At 65.2% G+C, this 23,978-nt stretch carries 24 protein-coding genes and 2 pseudogenes; 12 read left to right on the top strand and 14 right to left on the bottom strand.

Going from position 1 to position 23,978, the window contains the following annotated elements; translation table 11 throughout:
- Positions 1-48: 48 nt before the first annotated feature.
- The 5 genes from U9J23_RS26885 (at position 49) to U9J23_RS26865 (ending at position 3,054) form a co-directional block, all read left to right on the top strand.
- On the top strand, positions 49-666 hold the full coding sequence (locus tag U9J23_RS26885; RefSeq protein ID WP_006553200.1) for a recombinase family protein: 618 nt from the start codon (positions 49-51) through the stop codon (positions 664-666).
- 458 nt (positions 667-1,124) lie between these two features.
- A complete protein-coding gene (locus U9J23_RS26880) occupies positions 1,125-1,298 on the top strand; it encodes a hypothetical protein (RefSeq protein ID WP_326603554.1) in 174 nt (57 codons plus the stop codon).
- Positions 1,299-1,327: 29 nt separating this feature from the next.
- Positions 1,328-2,356, top strand: a complete 1,029-nt coding sequence (locus U9J23_RS26875; protein ID WP_326603552.1) for a tyrosine-type recombinase/integrase — start codon at positions 1,328-1,330, stop codon at positions 2,354-2,356.
- Between the two features lie 139 nt (positions 2,357-2,495).
- Positions 2,496-2,687: a hypothetical protein gene (locus tag U9J23_RS26870; RefSeq protein WP_326603550.1), complete on the top strand. Its 192-nt coding sequence runs from the start codon at positions 2,496-2,498 to the stop codon at positions 2,685-2,687.
- Between the two features lie 202 nt (positions 2,688-2,889).
- Positions 2,890-3,054 carry a hypothetical protein gene (locus U9J23_RS26865; RefSeq protein WP_169690470.1) on the top strand — a complete coding sequence of 55 codons (165 nt, stop codon included), beginning with the start codon at positions 2,890-2,892 and terminating at the stop codon, positions 3,052-3,054.
- Positions 3,055-3,571: 517 nt separating this feature from the next.
- Here U9J23_RS26865 and U9J23_RS26860 read toward each other — a convergent pair.
- The 3 genes from U9J23_RS26860 to U9J23_RS26850 form a co-directional block, all read right to left on the bottom strand.
- A complete protein-coding gene (locus U9J23_RS26860; RefSeq protein WP_326603547.1) occupies positions 3,572-4,108 on the bottom strand; it encodes a helicase associated domain-containing protein in 537 nt (178 codons plus the stop codon).
- A 271-nt stretch (positions 4,109-4,379) separates the two neighbouring features.
- Positions 4,380-4,670, bottom strand: coding sequence for a hypothetical protein (locus U9J23_RS26855; RefSeq protein WP_326603545.1), 291 nt, complete (start codon positions 4,668-4,670; stop codon positions 4,380-4,382).
- 29 nt (positions 4,671-4,699) lie between these two features.
- Entirely contained in the window at positions 4,700-5,959 is a 1,260-nt protein-coding gene (locus U9J23_RS26850) for a DUF7373 family lipoprotein (RefSeq protein ID WP_326603543.1), read from the bottom strand.
- Positions 5,960-6,256: 297 nt separating this feature from the next.
- Here U9J23_RS26850 and U9J23_RS26845 point away from each other — a divergent pair, with 297 nt between their 5' ends.
- From U9J23_RS26845 to U9J23_RS26835, 3 genes are all read left to right on the top strand, one after another.
- Positions 6,257-7,018, top strand: a complete 762-nt coding sequence (locus U9J23_RS26845; RefSeq protein WP_326603541.1) for a hypothetical protein — start codon at positions 6,257-6,259, stop codon at positions 7,016-7,018.
- Between the two features lie 247 nt (positions 7,019-7,265).
- Entirely contained in the window at positions 7,266-7,457 is a 192-nt protein-coding gene (locus U9J23_RS26840; RefSeq protein ID WP_326603539.1) for a hypothetical protein, read from the top strand.
- 162 nt (positions 7,458-7,619) lie between these two features.
- Positions 7,620-7,823, top strand: coding sequence for a hypothetical protein (locus U9J23_RS26835; protein WP_326603538.1), 204 nt, complete (start codon positions 7,620-7,622; stop codon positions 7,821-7,823).
- A gap of 89 nt (positions 7,824-7,912) precedes the next feature.
- Here U9J23_RS26835 and U9J23_RS26830 read toward each other — a convergent pair whose 3' ends face one another.
- Both U9J23_RS26830 and U9J23_RS26825 read right to left on the bottom strand, forming a co-directional pair.
- Entirely contained in the window at positions 7,913-8,176 is a 264-nt protein-coding gene (locus tag U9J23_RS26830) for a hypothetical protein (protein ID WP_326603536.1), read from the bottom strand.
- Between the two features lie 22 nt (positions 8,177-8,198).
- Entirely contained in the window at positions 8,199-8,372 is a 174-nt protein-coding gene (locus U9J23_RS26825) for a hypothetical protein (protein WP_326603534.1), read from the bottom strand.
- Between the two features lie 157 nt (positions 8,373-8,529).
- Here U9J23_RS26825 and U9J23_RS26820 point away from each other — a divergent pair, with 157 nt between their 5' ends.
- Complete coding sequence (locus U9J23_RS26820; RefSeq protein ID WP_326603532.1) at positions 8,530-10,344, top strand: Hsp70 family protein; 1,815 nt, start codon at positions 8,530-8,532, stop codon at positions 10,342-10,344.
- A gap of 64 nt (positions 10,345-10,408) precedes the next feature.
- Here U9J23_RS26820 and U9J23_RS26815 read toward each other — a convergent pair whose 3' ends face one another.
- Both U9J23_RS26815 and U9J23_RS26810 read right to left on the bottom strand, forming a co-directional pair.
- Complete coding sequence (locus tag U9J23_RS26815; RefSeq protein WP_326603530.1) at positions 10,409-10,603, bottom strand: hypothetical protein; 195 nt, start codon at positions 10,601-10,603, stop codon at positions 10,409-10,411.
- A 45-nt stretch (positions 10,604-10,648) separates the two neighbouring features.
- A complete protein-coding gene (locus tag U9J23_RS26810; protein WP_326603528.1) occupies positions 10,649-11,452 on the bottom strand; it encodes a hypothetical protein in 804 nt (267 codons plus the stop codon).
- Positions 11,453-11,763: 311 nt separating this feature from the next.
- Between U9J23_RS26810 and U9J23_RS26805 the strand changes: the two are divergent.
- Together U9J23_RS26805 and U9J23_RS26800 are read left to right on the top strand one after the other, a co-directional pair.
- Positions 11,764-13,133, top strand: a pseudogene (locus U9J23_RS26805) (ISL3 family transposase).
- Positions 13,134-13,242: 109 nt separating this feature from the next.
- Positions 13,243-13,542, top strand: coding sequence for a hypothetical protein (locus U9J23_RS26800; RefSeq protein ID WP_326603526.1), 300 nt, complete (start codon positions 13,243-13,245; stop codon positions 13,540-13,542).
- Positions 13,543-13,640: 98 nt separating this feature from the next.
- Here U9J23_RS26800 and U9J23_RS26795 read toward each other — a convergent pair whose 3' ends face one another.
- The 3 genes from U9J23_RS26795 to U9J23_RS26785 all read right to left on the bottom strand — a co-directional run bounded on the left by U9J23_RS26795 (position 13,641) and on the right by U9J23_RS26785 (position 16,659).
- The gene (locus U9J23_RS26795) at positions 13,641-14,693 is read right to left on the bottom strand and encodes an alpha/beta hydrolase (RefSeq protein WP_226437136.1); all 1,053 of its coding nucleotides are present in this window, start codon (positions 14,691-14,693) and stop codon (positions 13,641-13,643) included.
- A 191-nt stretch (positions 14,694-14,884) separates the two neighbouring features.
- Positions 14,885-16,114 (bottom strand): glycosyltransferase, encoded by a 1,230-nt coding sequence (locus U9J23_RS26790; protein ID WP_326603522.1) that lies wholly within the window; start codon positions 16,112-16,114, stop codon positions 14,885-14,887.
- Between the two features lie 74 nt (positions 16,115-16,188).
- A complete protein-coding gene (locus tag U9J23_RS26785) occupies positions 16,189-16,659 on the bottom strand; it encodes a hypothetical protein (protein WP_326603520.1) in 471 nt (156 codons plus the stop codon).
- Between the two features lie 163 nt (positions 16,660-16,822).
- On the opposite strand from U9J23_RS26785, the pseudogene U9J23_RS26780 reads away from it, so the two are divergent.
- Positions 16,823-18,042, top strand: a pseudogene (locus U9J23_RS26780) (IS3 family transposase).
- A 16-nt stretch (positions 18,043-18,058) separates the two neighbouring features.
- Here U9J23_RS26780 and U9J23_RS26775 read toward each other — a convergent pair.
- From U9J23_RS26775 to U9J23_RS26760, 4 genes are all read right to left on the bottom strand, one after another.
- Entirely contained in the window at positions 18,059-19,039 is a 981-nt protein-coding gene (locus U9J23_RS26775; RefSeq protein WP_326603518.1) for an ArnT family glycosyltransferase, read from the bottom strand.
- A gap of 112 nt (positions 19,040-19,151) precedes the next feature.
- The gene (ccrA, locus tag U9J23_RS26770) at positions 19,152-20,504 is read right to left on the bottom strand and encodes a crotonyl-CoA carboxylase/reductase (protein WP_326603516.1); all 1,353 of its coding nucleotides are present in this window, start codon (positions 20,502-20,504) and stop codon (positions 19,152-19,154) included.
- A 109-nt stretch (positions 20,505-20,613) separates the two neighbouring features.
- Complete coding sequence (locus tag U9J23_RS26765; RefSeq protein ID WP_326603514.1) at positions 20,614-21,687, bottom strand: alpha/beta hydrolase; 1,074 nt, start codon at positions 21,685-21,687, stop codon at positions 20,614-20,616.
- Positions 21,687-23,978 (bottom strand): thioester reductase domain-containing protein, encoded by a 2,292-nt coding sequence (locus U9J23_RS26760; RefSeq protein WP_326603512.1) that lies wholly within the window; start codon positions 23,976-23,978, stop codon positions 21,687-21,689. Before U9J23_RS26760 ends, U9J23_RS26765 begins: the two co-directional genes overlap by 1 nt.

Raw genomic sequence — 23,978 nt, 5'->3', positions numbered from 1 at the left:
TTCCGCTGACTGTGCCGGTCAACCCCCGCTATCTGGAACACTTTCGGCATGGGTGAGCCGTTCCGCGTCGGATACTGCCGCTGCTCCACCGACGAACAAGACGTCGAGATCCAAACCGAGCAGCTATTGGCGCTCGGAGTGCCGCGTGAGCGGATCTTCATCGACAAAGGGTTCTCCGGGACCACCCGCAAGAACCGGGCCGGGCTCGACAACGCACTCGCCGCCGTCACCTCCGCCGCGGCGGCCATCGACGGGCGACAGGTAGTGCTGACCACGCCGAAGTTCGACCGATTCGCACGCAACATGGCCGAAGCAGGCCAGACCCTGACCGAACTGCGCGAGCGCGAGGTGCTGTTCGGACTCGGGAGCTCGATCTACGACTGGAACGACCCGTTCGGCAAGCTCTTCCTGCAAACCTTGGCCATGGTCGCCGAATTCGAGGCCAACCTCAACCACCTACGCACCCGCGAGGGCATGGCCAAGGCCCGCGCGAAAGGCAGGCTCAAGGGCAAGCAGCCGAAACTTCCTCTCACGGCACGGAAAACAATCCACCGCCGCTACCACGACCCCGCCGACGACGCGAGCCTGGCGGACCTGGCCGAGGAATACAGCGTCGGCCGCTCCACCATCCACCGCATCGTCAGCAGTGCTGCACCACGAGCCTGAGAATTCACCAGCCTGTCGTCAGGATCCCGCTACTTTGCACTTCCTGACAACCTTGGGTTGCGGGCCCTTACGTCCCACACGAGTTCTGGCCCGAATCGGATCGTCGGCGAGCTGGGCGGATACGCCGCGCCCGCCAGGAGCCGGTGGCGAGACAGACGATCGTTTCGACCCAACAGGCCGAGCGGATCACCGACCGGGCACTACGCCATATCCGCCCGATTTTCGGCAAATGCTACGGCTACCCCATCGATGAGGAGCAACCTCTCCCGCACTTTGCTAGATAACCTATATTATCTAGCAGGAATGGAGAGGCCTACCGCTCCTCGATCGCGACCGACCACAGTCAGGAGACCACTTACCGTGCCACCTACCGTGATCGTGATGCTGCTTGTATTCGGCGCCCCACTCCTGCTGTACGGGTTCCTGGGAGCCGCAGCGCGACCCGACCCGCCTCGAAGATGACCGCTCTCAACGTCCAGTCCTGCGACGCCCTGACGATCGGCGCGGCGGCGTTCGTTTCCGACGCCCCCCGGACGGCCAAGCTGCCGGGCCTGCCGAGCTCGGCAATCCTGGTGGCGATGAGCACATGCGCGCACGCCCGCGTCCGGCAAACCATCCAGGACCCCGACTAGCCACCACCCGAATGCACCAGGAACACCACATGCCCAACATCGGAAGCCTCGCCGCCCGGTTCGACGAGTTCCTCGTCTACCGCAGCACCGGCAAGCCATCGGAGGCCACCCTCAAGGCCTACCGGCAGGACTTCACCGCGATCGCCGAACTTCTCGCCACCCACACCGGTGTTCCGGCCGACGACCTGGCCTGCAATGTGGTCGACAAGGACCGGATACGCGCGGCGTTTGCGGCCTACGCCGACACGCACTCCCCCGCCTCGATCCGACGCTGCTGGTCGACCTGGAACGCCCTGTGCGGCTACCTGTTCACCTCGGATCTGATCGTCGCGAACCCGATGGATGCGGTCCTGCGCCCCAAGGTCGCCAAGACCGTGCCGAAGGCCTTCGACCACGATGCGGTCGAGAAACTGATCACCGCGCTGACCACAGACGAGAACGACAACGCGCACGCCTGGGGAGAACGCGACCTGGCCATCGTCCTCACCGCACTGCTCACCGGATGCCGCCTGTCCGAGCTGGTCACCCTCAACATCGGGGACTTCCGCGATCTGGACGACACCGGCCGGCTCAAGGCCATCACCGTGCACGGCAAAGGAAACAAGCAACGCGTCCTCACCGCCGAGCCCGCACTTGTCGACGTGATCACGTCCTATCTCGACTCGCGCCTGCAGCGATTCCCCGGCAGCGGCAAGGCCCGCACCTCCCCCACGGCCTCACCCTGGCGGCGCCTACGGGCCACCGATCCGCTCTTCCTCGGTGCCGATGGGGAACGCATCACCGCACCCACCATCCAGTACCGCGTCGAGCGCGCCTATCGCCGCGCCGGCATCAACGGACAGCGCGCGAAAGGCGCTCTGGTCCACCAACTCCGCCACACCTTCGCGACCTCACTGGCCGACAGTGATGTCAACGTCTACACCCTGATGCGGCTGCTCGGACACGAGTCGATGACCACCACCCAGCGCTACACCCAAGGCGCTGGCAAGGAAACCCGCGTCGCCTCGGCCACGAACCCGGTCTATCGACTGATCGAGAAGAACGAGACGGGGCAGTGACGTGACGCCGCAGAACCCTTGACTCCGCGGCGCGAGGGAACCGGTCGACTCGCGGAGTCTGCGACCCACTGGGACCCAGAAAATTAGCTTCGCTAAAATCCAGGGTTGGACTGGGAAAAACGACACGTCCCCTTCTGTCGTGTCGATCGGAGAAAGCACCACCATGAAGCCTGGCGATCAGGTGAAAGTCAGTGCACGCGGCAAGTTCGTGTTCACCGTCAAGGACATCGATAAGGGCACCGGCATGGCGATGATCGAGGTCAACGCCGACAGCCCCCTCACGTACCCGTGGCCAGCCCGTCTGACCGACCTCGTCCCCGTCGAGGACTAACCCCGGGTGTTTCCTCGACCGACGCGGTGCTCGAAGTAAGCGATTGGGGCGGTACAGGCCCGAGCGTTGGGAACTTCTCGTCGCTGGTGACAGTGGGGTGCATCACCAATCCGGCAGCCCGGCAGTGCATCCCCGTGGGCTCCGGCACAGCAAGTGCGCTGATCGGGGGGTACGTTCTCATCAGTTCGGTAGCGTCGCCGCCATGAGCATCGAAACGTGGATCGTGATCGGAGCACTCGCTGTTGGCATCGTCGGGCTCGGTCGGATGCTGTGGTCGAACTGGGGAAAGAACACTCCGGTCCCGCGCGGTAACGCGGTTCCTCACACCGTCAGCGGTGACGCCTCGAACCAGACTCCCGTTTCCTGATCGACGCATCGGCTTCACCCGTTTGGCGCTGATGCGACCATCCGCTACGGTGGCCGCTGCGATCACGAGTTCCCCGGCAGGTGAGTGATTCCCTGACGGGTCGAAGGACGGTCCCCGGCGCCCCCGCCGGGGACCGTCGTCTTTGCGACCGGTGGGCTACTGCTTGCAGCGGATGACACAGTGACTACTCTCGGCGCGTGGACGAGACGACGCGAACTGTTGGGGATGCGGCTGATAGCCCGGCGGTGGGGGCGTGATGGCGTCTGCTGCTGAGGACCGGGATCGTCTCGAACGTGAGTTGTCGATGCTCGCTGGTGTACGGCGTTTTCTCGCCGATTCCGAGCCGGGCCTTCGCATCCCCACGACGACGGTCGACCGGGTTCTCGATGAGTATCTGGCCGTGTCCGAGCCCGATCGGGAGCACGCTGCCGATCCGACCGAGCGCCCGCCGTCGGAAGACGATCGTCCGGACGGATAGCCAACCGGCCCCGGAGCCAAGCGGTCGATAGTCGAGTGTTCAGTGCGCCAAGGCTGCGGATTGCCGTGTCGATGGTCTTCGTCGGGCGGTGCGTGGTCCGCGCGGCCGGGGAGTCGGTGAGATGCCGAGAAGTTCGAGGACAGCTTGCTCGTCGGCCGAGAGGTGACCGTCTCGCCACTTGCGGACCTTGCGGTAGAGCCACTCCCCCACGGGTTCACCGTCGTCGGAGAGGTAGGTGCTCGGAATCTCGCCGGTCCCGTGCTTTTCGCGGTAAGCGGCGATCTCGAGCAGCATCCGGCGATGCTTGCTGTCGAAACCCGCGGGGCGAGGGGCTTTCCAGTCGAATCCGATCGCGTCGAGTTCGGCCTCACGATCGGCAGGAAGGATGCCGAGGACACGGGCGATGCGGTGCCGGTCCGCCCAGCGTCCGAGATGAAATCCGTCTTCGGCCACGAGATGCGGCTCCGGGTCGGTGGTGTTCGCATGCTCTCGGTAGCGACGCACCGCCGGCGACAAGGCGACGGTGGGTTGGGGTGCTCGACGCGCGTAGGGAGCGGTGCGATCCGGCATTCGCATGAGCCCAGTATGCCCACCGCAGTGGGTGCTCACACCCATCGAGCTAGGGACAAGCGCACCGCCGAGGTTGTGCCGTGAGATGTGCTCGGGTAGTCAGCGGTGAACGAGCGTGCCTCGGATGCCGGTGTTCGTCGTCGGCCAGGACGACCTGTTCGATCCGGCCGAGTTCCCCTGCCTCCACGCGTTCTCCCACCGCGCCACATCTTCGACCGTGCTCTGTCCCCGGACGTGGCCTCGGAATGAACTTGCGGCGGAGGACTTTCGTGTTGCCTCAGGTTTCCCGTGTGCTGTCGTGTCCGTCCCCCGGAGTAGTGCGGCGCGGCGGGGTGGTGGGATAGATCCGGACCGCATAGGTGCGGGCGTCGGCGGCGGTGTAGCCGGCCAGGGCGACCGCGGGCGCGGCCTCGTCGGGGTCTTCGCCGAGCTCGACGAGCTTGTCGAGGGCGAACGCTTCGGCCGCAGCACGGTTCGGCTGGGTGCATTCGGCGAAGAAGCCCCCGGTGGGGATGTGCTGGAAGTCCACCTCGTGCGGGACGGACACGTCCGGGTCAGGGCGAGGCATGGTCGGGGCGATCCTGTTCTCCCGAAGGGTCAGTCGGTGTCGGCGGCCTGGAAGATCAGGTACTGCGCCGCGGTCGCCTCGTGCGCCCCGGCCACGGTCTTGGTGCGGATCTCGGCGACGTAGGTGTCGTAGAGCAACGCGCAGGTCGCCGCCTCCGAGTACGGCGTGATGACCTCGAAGCAGCGGGCGTCGGGCACCCCGGGCGGGCCGGCGGCGCCGACGACGGAGATGTCGTCGTTCTTGTTGCGCATCTGCGCGACGACCCGATCGAACAGGGCCTGCGCCCGGTCGGTGGCATCGGTGCGGTAGACGAACGTCGCGTCCCGGGCCATGTGGGTGGCGGCGGTGTCGGCGAACATGTCGAGCGTGTCCAACTGCGCGATCAGATGCGCCGCCCCCCGCGGACCGTAGACGGCGGGGACCTGCGCGCCGTCGGCGCCCTCGGGATAACGCAGCGTGCGGCGCAGCATGTCGTCGATGTCCACCGGCAGATCCGCCAGCTCATCCGGCGCAGTGACAGGGAAGCGATCGAGCATCGGCCGCTGCAACTCCAGCGCATGTTCGAGCGCCCCGTCGGCCCAGCTCACCCGGTCGGTGGGGCTGTCGACGAAGGTGTAGATCAGGTAGTGCCCGTGCTGGGTCAGCGCGGCCACCGACCGGGAGTACTCGGTGGCGATGGTGTGGACCAGACTGTCGGGCATCGTCGCCAGCGCATACGGTGCGGCCGTCGGCCCGGACACTGCCGGGTCGAGCAGGTGCTCGTGCAACCGCGTCGCGGCCTCACCGGCCGCGGCGTCGTCCCGGAATCGCAGGGCGGCGTGCACCATTCGCGCCCGGTTGTCCTTGGTGAAGCGGGCGGTGGAGAAGCCGGCGAGCATGCCGGTGTCGGCGCCGATCTGCTCGATGCGCGAGTCGGTGTCGGCGAGCAGGTAGGCCAGGGGGACGGGTCCGAAGATCGGGCGGGTCAGGTCGAGGTATTCCTCGGTCAGCGCCGGGTCGACCTCGGCCGGCAGCACGACGAACTCCGCCATGCGCTGCGACTCGATGATGTTGCCGATCTCCGCGTCACCGGCGGTGGCCGGGTAGTCGCTGGGGCGGGTGGAGAACTCCCCGGGATCGGGTTCGCCCGGGGCGGCGGGAATCAGCGCGGCGGTGCGCTCGACAGTGGTGGTGTCCGCGGCCGCTTCGGCGGTGTCCCCGTTCGCGGTCGAGGTGCATCCGGTCACGGTGACGGCGGCGGCGAGCAGTGCGGCGCCGGTGCGGACGCGGGCGCGGTGACGGCTGGTCAATGTTCCCCCTGGTCGCTCGGGGGCATGACGGTGCCGGTCGGCCACCCTCCCCCCGGTACGTGGACGGCAGTGACCGTACCCACCCGGTCTCCGGCGCCCGGCACGGGGGTGCCCGGTATCGGAGGTTTCCCCGGTCTGCGCATCGACGCGGACAGCTGCACGGGAGCCGACTACGGGTATGTGCCGCGTCCGTAGTGCGGCGGCGGCACAACGTGATGGAGTTGGGTGGGAACCTTTTCGGCGCGAGCGCACTCCTATCTGTGTCCCTGCCCCAGACGTCGAGAGCGAGCACCCGTCATGACCAGCGAATCCTTTCCCGGCACCCTCTCCTCGCGTATCAGCGACCGTTCGACCGTCGAGTCCACGGCCAGTGATCAGACGCAGTCGTCCTCCGGTGCGCAGTCCACCTACGAGGGTGACTCCGCGTACGGGTCGTCCTCGGCCGCGCAGGAGGGGTCGACGAGCTACGAGTCCTACGAACGCTACGAGCGGTACGACAGCTCCGGCTCGTCAAGTTCGGACGCCACCTACGGGTCGACCGGCAGCTCGGGTTCGGCCGCCTCGTACGGCTCGGCCTCGTCGTCCTCGGACCGCGCGGATCGCGCTGCGACGGACAGTGTCCAGTCGACGACGTCGGTGTCGGCGCCGGACAGCGCCGGGGTGAGCGAGGCGGTGGTGCTCGATGAGGGCACCCTCGCCGACGGCACCTACATGGCCGATGTGGATCTCGACGGCGACAACGACGCCGACATGACCGTCGTCGATCTCGGTGGGGACGGCACGATCGACATGCTGCGTGCCGACACCGATGGGGACGGCGCGATCGACATCGCCCAGTTCGACAGCGACGGCGACGGACACCTCGACGCCACCACCGTCGACGTCGACCACGACGGTGTGTTCGACACCGCTGTGGTCGACGAGGACGGCGACGGGCACATCGACACCGTCATCGACCTGCACACCGGTGCCGTCGATTCCGACGGGGACGGCAACCCCGACGACTACATCGATGTCACCGGTGTCTCCGACGACTACGGCGCCGGCCTGTTCCTCTGACCCGGCGTCCGGGATCGGCCGACGCAGCATGGCGTCCGGCGATCGCCGCTGGGGCAGGGGACGTGCCGCCTGCGCGGTGAGACAGCATGTATCTCTCGATCTGGGCAGCGCTCGGGCGTCAGTCCTCGTGCCGGCGATCCGCCCGATCCATCTGCCAGACGATGCTGACCTCGACCGGGTATGACCACGGCACGCACGTCGTGCAATCGTGGCGAGTGGGTCGGTGGGATGTGCTGTGCTGGTGGCCATGCCAGCACCCCGCAAGACCGAGGCCGAGGCCCGCGCCGCTGTCGCGCAGATGGAACCGATCATGGCCATCGAAGGCCGGCAGATGAGCGATCGGGACAAGGACCTGCTCGTCGATCTGATCCGCGGGGTGATCACCGTCGGTGAAGTCGCGGCCATCATCGCCCGCGAGGCGGGCTACGAGCTCGACTGAGCCACCGCCACTGGCGCTCTCACACCTGCCTGTGTCGGTGCCGTTGTCTACCGTCGCGAGGAACGCACAGCGTGCGCGTGCGGCTACAGGTGGCGTAGCCACACCACCGCACCGGCACCGCCCGCGACCGAGCAAGCCCACCCTGTGAAGGAGAACCGAGCCATGCCGCGAAGTGTCATCGAAGACCAGTTGCGCACCGAGGTGCTGAAGGCGATGCCACTGCCGGATATCGACCTCGACGCCGTGGTGGCCGGCATTCCGCTGCTGACCGGCGAGAACACGACGCGGGGCCGCGGGTCCATCGACCTCATCTGGCGGTCGGAGAGCCCGAACCCGTGGGATGAGGACGGCCCCGGCTGGGTGTAGCCCCGTACCCACGTCCGCGCACCGCGGGCGCGGTGCGGGGACGTGTCATCTGCACAGCTCACGGCATGTGTTCGGGGCCGCCGAGCGGGTCAGTCGGAATTCTGGCTGTACTGGCGGGCACGCCGGTAAGCATAGGTGCAGGCAGCCAGCAGGATCGCCGAGCTCAGCAGGATCGGCAGTTTCGCCGTCCACGACGAAGCGGAAGCGAGCGCGGCCGCGCCGAGCATCAACGCGCCGCAGGCTTGCACGGCGAGCGCGGCGAGCTTCACGGCGGGTTCGGTGACGGTGCGGGTCCACACGAATCCGGCCAGCAGCACCAACGCCCCGAGCATCAGCACGACGGTCACGATCACACGGCCTCCTGACAGATGGGGATCAACGGCGGGTGTGCCGGTCGTAATCGGCCCAGAGGACAGCGTTGTCCTGGTGGTACCGAACACGTGTGGCGCCACGGACCTGTCCGGTGAACGAGTTGCTGGTCTCGGCGAACACCCTGCCATCGAGGTCGATGGTGGATGACGAGTGATGCGCCGCATCGACACCGGTCATCTCGGCACCCTACATCGCCGTCACCGGCGTCTCCGACGACCACGGCGCAGGGCCGTTCCTCAATCCCCGCTCCACCCCACCGACTCCCCCAGGCGCGGCAGGCCATAGGCTCCGCCGCGGCCACGGGGGTTGAGTCACAAGGGGGGTACGCGCCGCAATGGAGTGGGTTCTGGCGGTCGATTTCGGCACGTCCAACACGTCGGCGGCGCACCGGACCGGCCCGGACCGAGTCGAATCACTGCCGCTGACCCACACCTCCAACCTCATGCCGTCCTCGGTGTACGTCGACCACACCGGGGCGATCACCACCGGCGACGTCGCCATCAACCAGGCCGGCGTGGATCCGGCCGGCTTCGTCGCCTACCCCAAGACCCACGTGGCCGTCGGGTCGGTGATGGTCCGCGGCCAGGACGTCCTCGTCGCCCACACCATCGCTTCGGTCCTGCGCACCGTCTACAACCAGGCGTTGCCCCGGCACAACAACCATCCGCCGGCGGAGGTCGTGCTCACCCACCCCGAGGCCTGGTCCCAGCGCGAACTCGACGTGCTGCGCCACGCCGCATCCCTGGCCGGTCTCGGCGGCAGCGTCTCGCTGATCTCCGAACCCCGCGCCGCGGCGTTCTACTACTCGCGTCAGCACGACGCGACGATCGTCAAGGGCTCGACGATCGCGGTGTTCGACTTCGGCGGCGGCACCCTCGACATCGCCGTACTCACCGCGACGAGCGAATGGACCTTCGAGGTCATCCGGGCCGGCGGCGACAACACCCTCGGCGGCAAGAACCTCGACGCCACCGTCGCCCGGTGGGTCGACGACCGCCTGCGTGACGACGACGCGGATCTGGCGGCGTGGTTGCGCACCCCGGACGGGCTCGATGCCCGACGCACCCTCGACGATCAGATCCGCCGCGCCAAGGAACTGCTCTCCGAGCATCCCTCGGCGACGATCCGGGTCACCGGCAACGGCGCGGATCTGACCTTCACCATCACCCGCGACGAGTTCGAGCAGCTCATCGAACCGCAGATCACCCGTGGCGTGCAGCTCGCCGCCCAGGTGCTGCGCGATGCCGGGGTGGACCGGTCGGGTCTGCAGGCGCTGTATCTGACCGGCGGCTCCTCCCGGATCCCGTACGTGCATCGGCGGCTGTCCGAACTCGGATCCATCGCCACCCTCGACGACCCGAAGACCGTCGTGGCCAAGGGCGCGGCCGGGTTCGTCGCCGGCGGACGCACCACCGAACCCGCCGCGGACCTCGACACCGAGGTGCTGCGACCGGACACTCCCCGCCCCGCAGCACCCCGACCCGGCGCTCCCCGACCGGACACCCGTGCAGCCCAGCACAATTCGCTACCGGCGACCGGGCTACTCCGCTTGCGCTCGTCCCGCCTCCGACTGTTCGCCGGGGCCGCCCTGGCCGCGGTCGCCGCCGGGGCGGCCGTGTTCATCGCGGTCGATCGCGACACCGGCCTTCCCGCCACGGCCGCGGCCGTCGCCGAGACCGCTGCGCCCGCCGACGGACAGCTGCCCGCGGCGACCGCCGAGTCGCACCATCTCAGCGCCACCACCGACGACGTGACATCCCTGCTGCCGACCACCCTGCTCACCTCGTCGTCCTCCTGCGACAAGAGCGGGTTCTCGAGCGAAGGCGCGCTGCAGCTGCGGTGCGACCTCAATGCCGACTCCACTCTCGGCAAGGCCATCGGGATGCAGCGCTACGAGTACGTCAGCGTCACCGCGTGGCGCGACGACCAGTACGCCCGATTGAACTTCATCCGGCTGCGCGACACCACCGACGGCACCACCACGACGGTCTCCGGTGACAGCAGGCGTCTGGTGAACTACGACGACTCGGTTAACACCTCTGTCCGCTACACCGTCATCGACCGCTCCACCGGCCTGAACGCCACCTTCCGGATGAACTCCGTCGAGACCGGCACGACGTTCCTGACCGAACTCGGTTGGACCAGCTGACCGTCACCCCCTGGGACAACCGGGTCAGCGAGGCCGACGAGCGTTGCCGTAGCGCTCGACGTGCTCACTCGCTCCGTGCGGGCTCGTTGATCAGGCGGGCGCAGCGCACCACGATCTGCCAGAGCGCGTCGATGTCGACCTCCGCGAGGGGAAAACCCCGCATAGCGCCCTGGTGGTCCTGGCCGACGAAGCGTGCGAGTTCGGCGAATCCCGGATGGGCTCGCACCGCGGTGTACTGGCGCCAGTTGCCGTAGGCCATCAGCTGGCCGGCCTTGTTGACCCATAACTGGATCGGGGCGAACCGTCACCCGTAGGGGTGCAGGAACACCCCGCCTTGCCCGAAGGTGCCGAACCACAGGTCCTCGTGGGAGCCGAGTCGCTCGTCGAGTCCGTCGAGTAGTGCGAACAACCGCTCGGCGATGGCCCGTTCGGGTGGGGAGGCGATCGCGTCCAGGAAGGATTCCTTGGTCCAGCTGTCCTTCTGGTGTGCCGCTTGGGACTTGGCGTGGGCGATTTCCCCGCCGTAGGTGGACGGGACCAGGATCTCGACACTGCCGTGCCGGGCGTAGGCCAGCTGCAGTGCGGTGACGCGGACGTCGTCGCGGGTGATGCGGTTGAGGTACTCGACCAGACGCCGCAGGTCGGCGTCGATCAGATCGACCGCCAGGCACAGGTGGATCCGGCCGTCCTCGAGGTTGCGGTCGAGCCGCTCGCGGGCAGCATCATCGAGCTCCGACAGATCCGGGCCGCCCTGGCGGGACCACTGCCGATGGAACGCCTCGGGGCCGGACTGCCAGATCGCGGCGGCGTAGTCGAGGACCTGACCGATGACCATGCGGCGGCGTTCGGAGTTCGATGCCAGCTTGCATTCGACCACGGTGATCTCCCCGGCCGGGTCGACGATGCACACATCGGCCGGGCCGGCGACAGTGGACAGCTCCCGCAGCGCCAGAGCGCTTTCGGGGACCCCGGGAACGTGCTCGGGGGCGCCGGCGATGATGGCCTGCAGGTGATCTTCGTTCGTGTACGCCGTCATCTCCGGCGACGACCAACTGCCGCCGGTGCTGGTATCGCGGAGCAACAGCAGTCTGTCACCGACTCCTGCCATCCCCGCCTCCACCCTTCCGTCGATGCTCAGATGGACCGTATCCGATCACCTGGTGCGCCCCGGCTGCGTTCAGGTCCCGGTACGGATGTCGGTGGCAGGCCGTGGCCGGAGCTCGTCGGGTAGCAGCGACGCGTGCAGGGTCCCAGGGGCGCGGCGACGGTCGATACCGCTGGGCTGCGAGTTCCGATCAGTTCAACGGTGCTGCTCCGAGCTCGCCCGGCGTGGGGAAAGGCGGCTCTTCGCACTTGGTAGGGGCGGGTGTCGATCGACCCCGTTGCCGTGTCGGTGATTGAAAAAGGGCCCGCGCCCTTGTGAGCTGGGTGTTCTCAGGCATCCAGGACAGCAAGGAACGCGGGCATGCACCACGGTAGTTCATTGCTGCTCGATCTCGACGGCGTCATCGTCGAATCGGTGCAGCGCACGGTCGAGGGCAGCCGGATCGTGCAGATCGCGACGGCACCCGAATGGGTCGGGGTCTGTCCGGAGTGCGGGCAGAAGTCCACGCGTTCGAAGGGTTGGGTCACCACCAGACCGCGGGATGTGCAGGTCGGACCCGACCGTCCGCTGTTGGTGTGGCGGAAACGGAAATGGTTGTGCACCAATACCTCCTGTGACCGTAAGGTGTTCACCGAGTCGACGCCGGGGGTGCCATCCCGGGCGCGGGTCACGCCCCGAGCGAAGGCGCTGCTGGTCGAGGCGGTCCTCGACGGGGACCGGTCGGTGTCCGCGGTCGCCGGCGACTACGGGTGCGCCTGGCACACCGTCCACGGCCACCTCGTCGTGGTCGCCGACGCCGCCCTGGCCGGCGAGCCTGAGCCGGTGATGGTGCTCGGGATCGATGAGACCCGCCGCGGGAAGGCGAAATGGGAAACTTGCCCCGAGACCGGGGAACGGAGATGGGTGGACCGGTGGGACACCGGACTGGTCGACCTGACCGGCGATCAAGGGTTGCTGGCGCAGGTCAACGGACGCACCTCGGCGGTGGTGATCGACTGGTTCGACGCCCCGCGACGAGACGTGGAAGGCGCAGATCACCCATGTCGCGATCGACATGTCGTCGGTGTATGCGAAGGCGGTGCGCGAGGCGCTGCCGCACGCGCAGCTGGTGGTGGACCGGTTCCACCTGGTCAAGAAGGCCAACGAGATGGTCGATACCGTCCGGCGCAGGGTCACCCAGGCCGAGCGGGGTCGGCGCGGCCGCAAGAGCGATGTCGAATGGATCAATCGACGACGGCTGCTGCGGCCCTCCGAACGCCTGACCAACGAACAACGATCGGCCCTGTTCGAGAAGCTGACCTCCGCCGACCCGCACGGGGACATCGCTGCGGCATGGATCGCCAAAGAACTACTGCGCGATGTGTTGCGCTGCACCGATCGTGGTGGCCTTCGCCATGAGATCCGGGACAGACTGTATCGGTTCTACACGTTCTGCGCGGCATGCCGGGTCCCGGAGATCGGCAAGCTGGCGACGACCGTCTCGGCGTGGCAGGAACCGATGATCCTGGCGATCACCACCGGCCTGTCGAATGCGCGCAGTGAAGGCTACAACCGGATCGTCAAGCACGTCGGCCGTATCGCGTTCGGGTTCCGTACCCCGGAGAACCAACGCCGCCGGGTACGGTGGGCCTGCACTCGACGATCACGTCGGGTCGCATCCAGCCGGCGCCAATGCCACTGCTAACTGCGAAGAGCCATCAATACCTACCTCAACGAGAACGCTCCGGAGTTCTAACTGCCGCGCGACCGAACCGCTGTCGTCACACTGTCCGGGAACGGAAAGGAGGCGGCCGATGCAACTCGCGCTCGGCATCATTGCCGCGTTGATCACGATCTCGCTGGTGCGCTCTGCCTGGGCAGCTGGCGCGGTGCGTTCGCTGATGTACGTGCCGGCTGCGTTCATCCCGATGGGATTCACCTATCTCGGATGGAACGGCACCGACGGTGGGATGTGGGTGGCATGGCCGTACTACGTAGTCGCCACGGCGGTGTTGGCACGACAACTGGTGCTGGTGTCGCGGCGACTGCCACACCGAGGTCACAACGACAAGGTCGCGTCGTGGGCCGAACCCGCGGCGAGCATGGTCGCGTAGCCGACTGGACATAGGCAAGGGCGCCCGGCAGTGAAGATCTCCAGAAAACAAGATCTTCGACTGCTGGGCGCCCCGGCTACGACTGACGCGTCGACGTGTTACTTCTCGGTGAGCCCGAGCTCTTCAGAGAGCATCGGCCACGACCGGTAGAAGGCGTCCTGCCAGTAACCCCACGAGTGGGTACCGCCAGGTTGCAGGTCGAACGTGGCCGGGATATCCAGCTCGTTCAGGCGCTTCTGCAGATTGGTGGTGCACCAATGCACCGCCCCTTCGATCACGCCACCCACGACGACCTGATTGGCCAACGCCAGCGCCTGTTCCCCCGTGGTGGCGTCGGGCTCGCCGATCGTGAACTCGCTGCCGAGCACCTCGTGCCGACCAGGAAGGCCAGTGGCGTCGGAGATGAACAGCGGGGTTCCACGCAGACCTTCGGCGTTGATGACCGGGTCGTTCTCCCGCCACAGCGGATCGTCATCCTCGCCGTACATGTTGCGGATGTCGCCGCCACCGTAGGTTTCGACGACGAGCTTCATGAACTCTTTGCCGATCGGATCCGAGGTCTGCGCACAGCCGCTGTAGCCGGCCACCGCGGAGTAGAACCCGGGCTTGGCAATCGCATACTGCAAAACGGCGGTGGCAGTCATGGAGTTCGCGGCGATCGCCTGCACACCATTCGTTCCCAAGGCGGCATCCACCAGCGGCGGAAGCTCCTCGAGGAAGAACGTCTGCCACTTGTTGCGACCCAGCGCCGGATCGTCGTTCTTCCAGTCGGTGTAGTAAGCGAACGGGCCACCGACCGGCATCACCACGTTCACATCCTGGGTGGCCAGGAAGTCGCCGACATTAGTGTTCGCCCACCACGTGGCCCTGTCCACGCCGCCGCCGGCGCCGTTGATCAGATACAGCACGGGCCGCGGCTCGGACGCATCGTTGGGTCGTTGGACGTAGACGGTGATGTCCTTGTCCATCGCAGCCGAGTACACCTTCAGCGTCAGCTTCTGGCCGTCGATCTCTTGCGAGACGATCTTCGATCCGTTCGGTGCCACCGGGTCAGCCAACAGAGACTGCGACACCACGATCGGATCCGTCGATGTGTTCTCTTCGGCGATCGCCGCGCCGCTTCCAACTGTCCCCGCCAGCGCGATGGCCATCGCTCCTGCGATTGCTATCGATGTGGCCCTGCGGACCGATCTCCGACTCACGTCAACCCTCTCCATTCTTGCCCCCCGGGGGGCGCCCCTCGACCTTCAGCACAACCTCAAGACACGCGGACGCTACTGGATGGTCAGATCGCGACCAAGCACCGAGGCGGGTGTTCTCCGCAGGTGCTGCACTCTTGTGATCAAGCCACCGCAAGCGCTTCCACCGTGTCACCGAGTTGAACCGTACCGTTCTCGCCTGCCATCTCGTGTGCCACCTCTCTCGCGCGGTTCTGCGCTCCCGGCATCAACACCGTGCACAGAGCTTGGTGAAGACGCCCGTGGCTAATCTTCCGAAACGGAAACGCGACACCAATACCCAGTTTCTCGACCTGGTGACCCCACAACGGTTGGTCACCGCCAACGAACGTCAAGACCGCAGGAATGCCTGCGCGGGCAACATCGTGGGTGGTTCCGGAACCCCCGTGGTGCACTGCGGCGCGACATTGAGGCAAGACCTGCGAGTAGTTGACGGAGCGAGCTACGAATACACGCTTGTCCTCGCTCACCCCGAGCGGAAGATCTGTCCATCCGGCGCCCACGAGCGCGCGGACCCCTAGATCCGTCGACACTCCGTCGATTAGGTCGAGTAGACCCGCAGGATCCGGAACCGACATGCTGCCGAACCCGAAGAAGACAGGTCGATCACCGTCGGCCAGCCAGGACTCGAGGTCGTCGTCGATCGTTGTATCGCCCCACGTCGCGGGCATGCCTGCGATCGAACAGTAGTCCGGCCAGTCGCTTGGCTTGGGGAACAAGGTCGGGCTTGTCAACAGCACGTGGGGAGTTCGATTCGACCGCATCCGCGCGAAGGTGTTCGGTACAGAATCCGACAGTCCGAGTCGGCGCCGGATCCCACGGATGGCACTGCGGTTGGAGAACGTATGCACCTGCTCGAAAACGCTGTAAGCAGGGCGACGCAACACCGTTGGCACATTGAACTCACCCATGAAGGACGGGTGGAATTCACTCGACCGCTCAAGGGGGTACGGCAGATTCGCAACCAAGGGTTGGCCGCCCCATTCTGTAATCGACTGAGCGCGCACTAACGTCATCGGACTTGAGACAACTACGTCCGCGCCGCTGCAACCGGCGATGAGTGCTTCGTCGATGGCAGAGCCATATTCTGCCTCGAAGCGCGCCATCTCGACCCCGAACTTCACGAGGCTGCGTGACGCCATGAACTCACGAAGAATCCTGGTGAGATCAGCAGGTATCTCGCACGTTTCGAACCCAGCAGCCTGTGCGCGGGCGACGTTCACTGTGTTCGTTGTCAACACAACTTGGTGTCCTCGGCTACGGAACTCCTCCGCCGCAGCAAGATTCGGTTCGAAGTCCCCCCGTGAGCCCAGGGACAGGACAGCAATCCTCACAATGTTGCTCCTTCCGGGCTTCCACGCCCATTTCAGATCGAGTTATCACAAGCGATGAGCGATGCCCGCGCGGTTCAGAAGTGTCGAAGATCCGTCCACATCTGGGCCCACGAGTCCTTCGGGCCGGAGCACAACCACACAGGGATCGGCCTGTCGAACATGTTCGTCATGCCGCCGGTATCGACTGAGGTCAGAAACTGCACCTCCGTGAAGTATTGCTCGAGGTAGTCAGCATCGGAATCGATGAACAGCACCGTGTCCGTACCTTCAGGAGGGGGACCGAAGTCCCACGCACCCCGATGTGTGCTGTACGACTCCGGCAGTCCTCGTTCAGGGCCGTAACGGTCCACTACAGCAGCGTCCCAGTACCAGTGAGTCACTACGACTGCCCCTTCACGGGTTTCGGGTGGCAAATCACCGAAGGCGTCCGCGACTGTGTCTGTCCACTCCGGCAGTCCGAGCATCAACAAGGACATCGGCTTCGCCGGGGTCGGCCAGGAGGTAGGAAGGATCGGCAGCCATGTCAGCGCCACCAGCGCAGACACCGCAATAGCCGACCGGTGAAATGCCCAGCGGATCCAGCGGCTAGGGGTGTGCCTCTGCAACTCGACAGCTCCCGCTGCCCAGCACACGACGAAGAGATGAGGCTGCCCCCTCGGAGTGGACACCCTGACAATGGTTCGTAGAAGAACCAGGAGGGATGTTCACATGGGACGCCAGTCTCAGTACACGGAGGAGTTCCGCCGAGACGCGGTCGCGTTGTATCGCGCCGGCGGCGGCACCCGTACCTACGCCGCGGTGGCCTCGGACCTGGGCATCAGCGGCGAGACCTTGCGGACCTGGGTTCGCAAGGACAACGCCTCGGCGCAGGGCTCAGCTGCCACGGCGGGCGGCGGCAACGAGACCGCAGCCGACGAGTTGGCGCGGTTGCGGGCAGAGAACGCCCGGCTGCGCAGCTCGGAGAAGGAATGGCAGCTCGAACGTGAGATTCTGCGCCGGGCAGCCGCCTATTTCGCGCAGGAGATGAAGTGAAGACCTGCCGCTGGGACTTCATCTCCACCCACCGCAGCGAGTTCGGTGTGCAGCGGCTGTGCCGGGTCCTCGGTACCTCCCGGTCCGGCTACTACCGGCACCTGGCCACCGCCGATGCGCGCACCGAGCGTGCTGCCGAGGAGGCCGCGACCGTGGCGCAGATCCGTGAGATCCATGCCGAGCATCGCGGCGGGTACGGTGCACCCCGCATCCACGCCGAACTGCGGGAACTCGGGGTGCGCATCAACCGCAAAAAGGTCACGCGGTTGATGCGTGGCCACCACATCGTCGGTCGGCATCTGCGGCGTGGCCGGCGCACCACGATTCCCGATCCGCATGCGTCGGCGGTGCCGGATCTGATCGGTCGGGATTTCACCGCCGAGGCGCTCGATATCCGTTGGTGCGGCGACATCACCTACATTCCGGTGGGGTCGTCGTGGTTGTATCTGGCGACGGTGATCGACATCTGTTCGCGTCGGGTGGTGGGGTGGTCGATCGCCGAGCATATGCGTACCGAATTGGTCACCGATGCACTGGACATGGCGATCACCACTCGTGGCGGTGTCGTGGACGGCGTGATTTTTCACAGCGATCGCGGAGCGCAGTACACCTCGGCTGAATTCGCGACATTCTGTGCTGCACAGGGTATTCGACTGAGCCGGGGGCGTGTGGGGTCAAGTTACGACAATGCCTTGGCGGAGTCGTTCTTTCAGAGTCTGAAGCGTGAATGGTTGCATGGCAAGGCCGCGACGTCGAAGGCGCGGACGCGTCTGGAATTGTTCGAGTGGTTGTCGTACTACAACCGGCGACGGCGTCATTCCGCGCTGGGTTATCTGGCGCCGATCGAGTTCGAACGACGATTGACCGCATCGGCTACGCTCGCACTCGCCGCATGAAATCCGGTGTCCACTCTCAAGGGGCAAGCTCAAGACCCGGTAGATAGGTGTGTCGGCCACCGACCACCTGGAAGAGCACAGCCAGTTCGACGAACGCCAACCCAAGAAACCGGTATGCACGCAGTTGCGGAGATCGCAGCAGTCGCCACGCGCCGTAGATCAACAGTGCCGCACCGAACACGAATCCTGCGCTGGCAAGTACCAGGGGAAGAAACACCAACCGGTAGTTGAGGAAATCCTCGTTCGGGATGGCCTGCGCTGTCGATATTTGCGGCCAGCCATGCGTTGCCTGCCAGATCAAAGCTGGAATGGTGATGACGGCGGTGAGCGCAGCGGCGGCCCACAGCATCGGCCGGCGGAGCAAGTCGCGCGGACCGTCGGCAAGGACGCTGATTCCAACCGCTAGCCACAGTGCCACGATCAGCCACTTATTCTGCAGAGCGAGCGCGGTCACGGCTCCGATTGCAAGCAGCAATTTGTCGTCCCGAGTGCGTGTCCATCGCACCAGCAGCCACGTCACCACGGTCCACATGAGCATGTCGACGGTGGCAGTGTTGAGCGTGTGGCTGAACGTCACTGATGACATGGCGTACACCGCGCCGGTCCAAGCCTGGGCTTGCCGCAGGCCACCGAGCTCACGCGCGGTCAGCGCAGCGACGACCACTCCCACGGCCACCACGATGGCCATGGGGAAGCGCAGAGCGACGAGCGAATCGGGGACCACGGTGTCCATGAGCAACGCGAGCAGCGGAACCAACGGCCCCTGATCTGCATAGCCCCAGTCCAGGTTTCGACCAGCAACCAAGAAATAGAGTTCATCCCCGAAGTAGCCGACGCGGCTACTGGTCGCCACGAGGACCACCGCGGCGAGCGCGGCGATTGAGTAGACGGGCTTACGCGCGAGAGAGGGCAGTTCGGATCCGGGTGCCTCCTGTACGACGGTGTCGTGCTTCTCTGATACCGGGCTGTTATCCCGGACTTCCGGTGTCGATGTCATCGTGTCTCTTCGTGTCAGGTATGGGAACCTGCGCGCTCGGCGCAGGGCCCGGCCATCGTCAGTTCGGGATAGCCGGATGAACCAACGGTGGCCGGGCAATGAGCTGTCGGCGTTAGACGAGTTGTTCCCTGCGGACCTGGCTGGCTGCACGCAGATCGTTGATCTTGCTTTCGATGCGCGCGCGTAGCGCGGGGTTACTTACGCCAAGTCCGGTCTCAGGAGCGAGTCCGAGCACTCCCACCTTGCCGACATGGTCATTTTGTTGGACCAACCGTGCGGCCTCCGCAGCTTCGGTCAGCGGGTACGTGCGGGAGACCAATGGGAGGAGCGCACCCTGACTGAACAGGCGTGTGCATTCGGCCATTTCTTGGTAGTTGACGCCGTGGCTACCGATGATCCGTTTGAGGTTCATCCACAGGTAGCGGTTGTCGTACTCATGGTGGTAGCCGGTGCTTGATCCGCAGGTGACAACGATCCCGCCGCGGCGCACGACGAACACCGACGTGGCGAAGGTCTCCCGTCCTACGTAATCGAATACCACGTGGGGATCTTCGCCGAACGCTCCGCGGATGAGCTTGCCGATCTGTTTGCCGGTCGCAATGGAACGTTCGGTGAAGGGCAGGTCCGGATCGACGTGAAGGTGCTGGCGGTTGATGACAAGGTCGCACCCAAGCCGGCGGGCCAATTCGACTTTGTCTTCTGAGCCGACAATGCCCACGGGGATGCCGCCACCGTTCTTGACGAGTTGTGTCGCGAACGCGCCGAGCCCACCAGTCGCACCCCAGATCATGACGATGTCACCCTGCTTGATTCGGGCGCCGTGCTCTCCGACGAGCATGCGATAGGCCGTGCCGCCGCAGAGCGAGAAGCTGGCTGATTCCTCCCAGGTCAGATGGGCCGGCTTCGGCAGAATTTGGGAGGCGCGGGCAACTGCATAGTGTCCCAGCGCGCCGAAGTTCGTTTCGTAACCCCAGGCCAGCATGCCGGTCCCCATCATGCCGTCCTGGTGTGTCGCCGGGTCCTGGTCGTCGACGTATACCGGGCTCACCACCACATGGTCGCCGACTTTCCATCGGCGCACTCCGCTGCCCACTCGGACGATGACACCTGAGGCATCGGAGCCGATGACCTGGTAGTCACGGTCGTGGCGAGTGGTGTAGCCGCCCTGTCGCGCGAATCTGGACAACATGTCGAACGTCGAGACAGGCTCGAACATTGCCGACCAGACCGTATTGAAGTTGATGGCACTGGCCATCACGGCCACGAGCACCTCGTCAGGTGCGAGCTCTGGCATTGGCACAGTCCCGACATGAATCGACTTGCGAACGTCTTTATCTGCGACTCCCTGGAACATGCTGGCGTCTGCGCGACGCAGATGAGCTGCCATGTACTCGGTCGGAACTGGTTCGGCCATCAGCTGGTCTGCTGATGCACCCGAAATAACTGCTTGGGCAAGGGTATCCATGTGACTCTCCGATGGTGTGATGATGTCCGCTCGGTGAGAGCGGCTGATGGGGCCGGTCACGGGCGCGGGTAGGCGTTAGTGACCGGGTGGGGTGCAGCTAGAGCGGCAGTTATGTCCGCTCGTCGAGGAACGTGAGGATGGGGCTGAACACGTCCAGTGCTGCTCCCCGGCCAATGATGGCGTCGAGATGGCCGTAGCCGGGGACCTCAACGTATTTCACGTCCAGCTCAGGGTTCCTCGTCGTCAGAACGTCGTAGCAGAGCTTGTTGGAGTCGAACCACGCCTCGTTTCGACTGCCGGACAGGAGAAGCAAGGGCGTATCGATTCGGTGCGCATGTTCGAGTGCGTTCTCGGGAAGTACCCGGTACCGGTCGTCGTAGTCGTTCCAGCGCATGACGGTGTGGGCCAGTTCGACGCGCCGCAGGTGGGGTGTAATCCACGTCGGCGCAGGTCCAAGCAGATCCGCCAACCTGTCATGGGTTCGTGGGTCGAGATTGTCGTGAACGAACAGGGAGCCGCCCAGTCCCCAGTTTCCGTGCAACATGGCACATGTGGGATCTGAGCAGGGGCTGCGTCGTGACATCCATGCGAACACGGGGGTGTACTTCGACCACAACCCGACCTTGCGGAAATCGCTGGGGATTGTGTCGATGCGGGTGCGCAAGAGTTCGGTTCCGAACGTTGCACGGAGCCTGGCCGAGCTACTGAGTTTGGGGGTCAGGAACACTCCGTGCGCCACGACACCGCTGAGACCGGGAACGAGGCCGGCGGTCATGCTCAGCGAGAGAGTAAGTGCTCCGATGCAATGTGCGACGACGAAGAGTTTCTGTCCCCCGATGCGTGCGCGGATGGTGTCGACAGCGGCGGGGATGTCGTACAGGGCGACGTCGTCGTAGCTGAACTGAGGGCCTTTTTCGTTGTAGGGCAGACGGGAGCTTCCTCGCCAGTCCAGTAGCCACGGCTCGTAGCCTGCGTCGAGAAGGACATCGACCAGGCTGCGTATCCCCGGAACAGTGAACATCTCTGATGACGCTCCGTGCCCGTGCAGCAAGAGCACTGCAGGGCGCGCGTCGTTGTCGATGGTCACTCTGCGCAGTTCCAGTAGGGTTCCGTCGCCCGCACGCAGCGGGATTTCTTCGACCTGGGCGGCGACGTGCGGAGGGTGCAGTGGGGTGAGTGTCATCAGTGTTGCTCCTTGCTGGTGGCGCCGCGGCGCAGATCGAACAGGTCTGTTACCACCCGCAACTGGGGTTCGAGGAGTCCGCGACCAACTTGGAAGTTGAACCACGCCAGCCAGATCAGCTTGGCTCGTCGTTGGTCTCGGTCGCTTAATCTGCGGTTGGCGCGCAAGCCGTCTACCTGGTCGGGAAGGTAGGTATCAACGGGTACGGCAACCTCGCCGACGAACGAGGCCGGCTCGTCGGCGCGGCCAACCTCGACTGTGAGCGTTCGAGTCTGCCGGAGCAGATCTCGATGTGCCCGCGCGAACTTTGTTCCTTCGAACCACCACTGTTGTCTGTCCATGTCCCGCATGAGGAGCCGGTACCGCATTAGGGGGTGTCGCAGGCCGTTGCTCAGGGGGGTCCCATCGTCCGGACGGATCCACATCGACCCTGATTCGATCGTGAGGGGTTTCGGATGGATCGCTGGACAGTTCAGCTGTCCCTTGATGTCGATTCGGCGCTCAGTCATCAACTGGTACATGCTGTCGATCGACAACTGGAGGTCGAGTGCGCATTCGTGGTCACCCGTTCCGTCCGGAGCGGTAACGCAACCCCGCAGAGTTTCGGAAAACGACAGGTAGGGGCCGTCGTCTGAGTGAGGTAGACGAGCGAGTCCAGTAGCGGCTAACTGCTCAAATGTTCTTCGCTGTGCGGTCCCGTCGTAGGGGGTGGGAGCTGGCAGTCCGTGCTGGTTGATGAATGCCATGGTTCGTTCACATAGCGCTGCCGGTGCGGTGAGCTGTGCTTGGCATAGCTGTGATGCAGTCGGCGATTCCAGCATGCGGGCAAGAAACTCCAGTTCAGGGACTGGTTCTTTCCGAATGCGGGCAACAGTGTCTGTTTTCCAGTCCTCCCAGTGCTGAATCCGGGGTGCCATCCCCGCAATAGACATGTCTCGCATGACCTCGTCGAAGCTCCGCGGGATACCGGTGAGGTGATAGTTATAGCCCCACGCATTCGGCTCGCACGTGATCGCGGTGGCGACACGACTGACCCAGTCCACTGCGGCGACGTTGAGGTACCGGAAAGCCGGCATGGTGCCAAAGCGGGATTGAGTCGCTACGAATGCACTGGAGAAATCGTGCCGATTGTGGGCGCCAGAGTCGGGGTGGCCCCCGATCCCGGCAGGACGAAGGATCGTGACTACCAGTCCGTGTTCGCGAGCTCGACGGAGGACCGCTTCGGCTGCCCACTTCGTTTGGTCATAGCCGGCGGCAAGTCGGTCGATGTGTGCGACGGGGTCGTCCTCCCCCATCCTTGTGACGCCGAGTTCGTTGAATACCGCGACCGACGAGACGTGGTGGAGGGGCTTGACTTGTCCTGTCATAGCCAGTTCAGCCAGGGTGAGCGGCCCCATCACGTTGCTCTGACGAAGGGATGAGTAGCCGCGCAGGAAGTCCACTGCGGCGCCGACATTGACGATGGAGTCGACTTCCTCAGCCAGGATCTCCCAGCGGGTTGGTGATAACCCCAGCTGTGGTAGCCGGAAGTCGCCGGGCAATGCCGTGATCCGGCGAGCGACTTCGCGCGACCAGGGAAGGTGGAACTTCCTCAAACTCTCAGCGATCCGCCCCAATGCTTGGTCTTCATCCTCTGCCCTCACCAGGCAAACCACGTGTGCGTCGCTATGCCGCAACAGGTCCAACAACATATGACTTCCGAGGAACCCCGTGACACCGGTCAGGAGGATGCGCTTCGGTTTGCCACCGTTCGGTGGGCCGACGAACGGCAGGTTATCGGCGCGAGCAACGTCGCTGATGAGCTGTCGCAGGGTGTCGTCGACCGCACGGTCACTTGCATCGGCCGACAGCGTTGGGACTGCCGGGATAGGAGATGGGGACGCAGCTGGCACGGTTCTGCCGTTGTTGCGAAGCCATTGGCGTGCCAACTGACGAGGTCGAGCGTCGGCGAATACATCGTCGAGTTCAAGGCGGATGCCATGCTCGCGTTGCAGCGCTGCTACGAGTTCGACCGCTGCAACCGAGGTCGCTCCCCCATCGAAGAAGTCACTGTCCGCTCCGATCGGTGTTGCCAGAAACCGGTTGGCCGTACAAGTGATGGTGTCGGTAAGTCGATCGACCTCCCATTCCTGCAGATCACCACCGCGACGCTCTGACCCGCGTGGGCTCTCGCCGAGACCGGCCAGGAGTTGCGCGATGCTCTTCGTGCTGGTGGATTTACCTTCGATCAATTCGGCCGATCGCCGCTGTCGGCGTGGTACGACAAGATCTGCCCTGTTCAAACGTCCCAT

Origin of the sequence: Rhodococcus sp. PD04 (assembly GCF_035918275.1) — a bacterium.
In the GTDB taxonomy this organism is placed as follows: Bacteria; Actinomycetota; Actinomycetes; order Mycobacteriales; family Mycobacteriaceae; genus Rhodococcus; species Rhodococcus rhodochrous.
The sequence above is the reverse complement of the archived record's forward strand: the minus strand, read 5'-3'. Positions and strand labels throughout refer to the sequence as shown.